General features: G+C 67.3%; 1 protein-coding gene and 1 pseudogene. Both read right to left on the bottom strand.

The features are described from left to right. Window positions 1-1,369 (bottom strand): annotated as a pseudogene (locus CSW58_RS11930) (DHA2 family efflux MFS transporter permease subunit); the annotation flags it as partial. Window positions 1,370-1,378: 9 nt separating this feature from the next. Next, the gene (locus tag CSW58_RS11925) at window positions 1,379-2,506 is read right to left on the bottom strand and encodes an HlyD family secretion protein (protein ID WP_099447429.1); all 1,128 of its coding nucleotides are present in this window, start codon (window positions 2,504-2,506) and stop codon (window positions 1,379-1,381) included. Window positions 2,507-2,888: the final 382 nt, after the last annotated feature.

Raw genomic sequence — 2,888 nt, 5'->3', positions numbered from 1 at the left:
CCCTGGGCGGCGGTGTTGGCGGTCGTGACCTTGGAGGTCATGTCGTTGTAGTAGAGCGCCGTCTGCTGGGTGATGCTGGTGGCCAGCAGGGCCAGGCCCATGGCCCCGCCGGTGTTGCGCGCGCGAGATTGACCAGGCCCGAGGCGTTCTTGACCATGTGCGGCGGCAGGGTGCTCATCGTGATCTGCTGGGTGGCGATCATCGCGATCATGACCCCGACGCCCCGGCAGGCCTGAACGCCCGCGAACTCCCAGAAGCCCCAGTCCTTGGTCACGCCATGGGCCATGTACATCCCCCAGCCGGCCAACATGAAGCCGATGAACATCGGCAGCCGTGGATCGGTCTTGCGCACCAGGCGGCCGGCGATCGGCCCGGTCGCGAACATCGACAGGCCGGAGATGACCATGGTCGTGCCGACCTCGGACGCCGAATAGTGGCGAACTCGGCCGAGGAACTGCGGCAGCAGGAAGGTGCCGCCAAACAGGCTGGCGCCGGATACCGCGGTCATCAGCATGCCGATGCTGAAATTGCGATTGGCGAAGGCGCGTAATTCCACGATCGGATTGACGTAGGTCAGCGAGCGCCAGACGAACAGCACGCCGCTGACGGCGGCCAGCACCGCAAGACCCAGGATCAGGTCGTCCTGAAGCCAGCTGTTCTTGGCGCCTTCTTCCAGCACGAACTGCAGGCTCATCAGGAAGGCGGCCATCACCGTCAGCCCGAACCAGTCGAAGCCGGTCTTGAGGCTGGGATCGCCCTCGTCGAACTTGCCCCACCGGGCCACGCCGAACAGCACGATCAGGCCGGTCGGCACGTTGATGAAGAACAGCCAGCGCCAGCTGAGCCATTCCGTCAGGTGGCCGCCCAGGGTCGGACCGACGGTCGGGGCCAGGGTGACGATCAGGCCCATGATCACGCTGGCGGTGACCCGGCGCTCGGGCGGGAAGGCGGTGAAGGCCACGGCGAACACGGTCGGGATCATCGCCCCGCCGATGAAGCCCTGCAGGGCCCGGGTGATGATCATCATGTCGATCGACGACGACAGGCCCGTCAGCACGCTCATGATGATGAAGCCGGCGCAGGAGACCAGATAGACCTTCTGGGTGCCCCATAGCCGCGACAGATAGCCCGACAGCGGGATCATCACGACCTCGGGGATGAGATAGGCCGTCTGGATCCAGCTGACCTGGTCGGCGCTGGCCCCCACGCCCGCCTGGATCTGCGGCAGGGAGGCGGCGACGATCTGGATGTCGAGAATGGCCATGAACTGGCCGATGACCATGGCGCCGAAGCCGAGGAACAGCTTGGTCCAGTCGATGTCGGACGTGGCCGGCACCGCTGTTGGGGCCGAGAGGACCGTGTCGGTCATCGAGGCGGCCTAGCGCGCGACGGGCTTGCGGGCGCCGGGATTGGCGTCTTCGCGGGCCAGCTGCGCCGGCGCCTGGCCGGCCTCGGCGAACGAGAGGCCGGTCCGGTCGCGGACGTCGACCTTGACCTCGACCGACAGGCCGGGCCGCAAGGCCGCGCCCAGGGGGCCACGATCGACCACGATCTTCACTGGCAGGCGCTGGGTGATCTTGGTGAAGTTGCCGACGGCGTTCTCGACCGGGATCAGGGCGAACTCCTGGCCGGTCGCCGGGGCGAAGCTGTCGACCTTGCCGCGGATCGCCTGCTTGCCGAAGGCGTCGGCCTTGATCTCGACCGGCTGGCCGATCCGCAGGCGCGCCACCTGGGTTTCCTTGAAGTTGGCGATCACGAAGCTCTGGCCCAGGGGCACGATCGACATCAGCGCCACGCCCGGCTGGACCAGCTGGCCCGGCCGCAGCGAGCGGGCGCCGACCACGCCGGCGGCGGGGGCGCGGATCACCGTCCGATCGAGATCAAGACGGGCCTGGTCGACGGCGGCCTGGGCGGCGGCCACCTGGGCGACGGTTTGGGCCCGGGCCGAGCCCAGGGACTGGGCAGTGCGACGTTCGGCCTCCAGCGCCGCCTGGGCGCTCTGCACCGACGCGGCGGACTGGCTGGCGCCGGCCTGGCTGGTCTGGACCTTCTGCTGCGAAACCCAGCCTTGCTTGGCCAGGGCGTTGTAGCGGTCCAGATCGGCGCGGGCCCGGCTGGCGTCGGCCTGGGCGCTGCTGACCCCAGCCGCCTTCTGGGCGATCAGGGCCTGTTCGAGCGCGGCCTTGTCGTCGACGCCGCGCACGGCCGCTTCCAGGGCCTGGGCGTTGGCGATCGCCTGGTCCAGGCGGGCCTGGAAGGTGGCCGGATCGATGCGCGCCACCACCTGACCGGCTTCGACCCGCTGATTGTCGATCACCAGAACCTCGGCGACATAGCCGGACACCTGCGGACTGACCTGGACGGTATCGGCCTGGACAAAGGCGTTGTCGGTGGCTTCGAAGTGCTGCTTGTCGATGAACCAGACCACGCCGCCGATCAGGATGGCGACGCCCGCAATTCCCCCGACGATCAGGGGAACGAGCTTCTTGTTCGACGGCACGGCCATGACGATTACCCTGAACGGAATCCGAGACGACGGAGGGCTGTGGCCGTCGACCGCGCGCGGCGCATTCGACGATTACCCTACGGCTACGGGCCGCGATTAGAACTCGCCGCGCCGTTCGACAAGGGATAAATGGACGCAGTCGTCCAAAATATCAAGCGCGGCCGACAGGTTCTTGTGCACTGCGGCAAGAAGGTCGCGCCGGGCCCTAATCGTCCCGGATTTCCCGCTATGGGCGAATCAGGGCATGAATTGACTGGTTTCGACGCAACCGGTCAGCGTAGGAGCGCGTTTCTTCCGGTGGATCGACCCCAATGACCCGCCTTATTTAGCGCCCGTTTCGAAGGATGCGCCCATGAACGCTCATGACCCGCTCGTCCTGTTT

Origin of the sequence: Caulobacter sp. B11 (assembly GCF_002737765.1) — a bacterium.
Classification (GTDB): domain Bacteria; phylum Pseudomonadota; class Alphaproteobacteria; order Caulobacterales; family Caulobacteraceae; genus Caulobacter.
This window is presented reverse-complemented; position numbering and strand designations above follow the sequence as displayed.

Excerpts from the sequence above, each read along its gene's own strand:
- CSW58_RS11925 (WP_099447429.1), bottom strand. The coding sequence starts at position 2,506 with ATGGCCGTGCCGTCGAACAAGAAGCTCGTTCCCCTGATCGTCGGGGGA.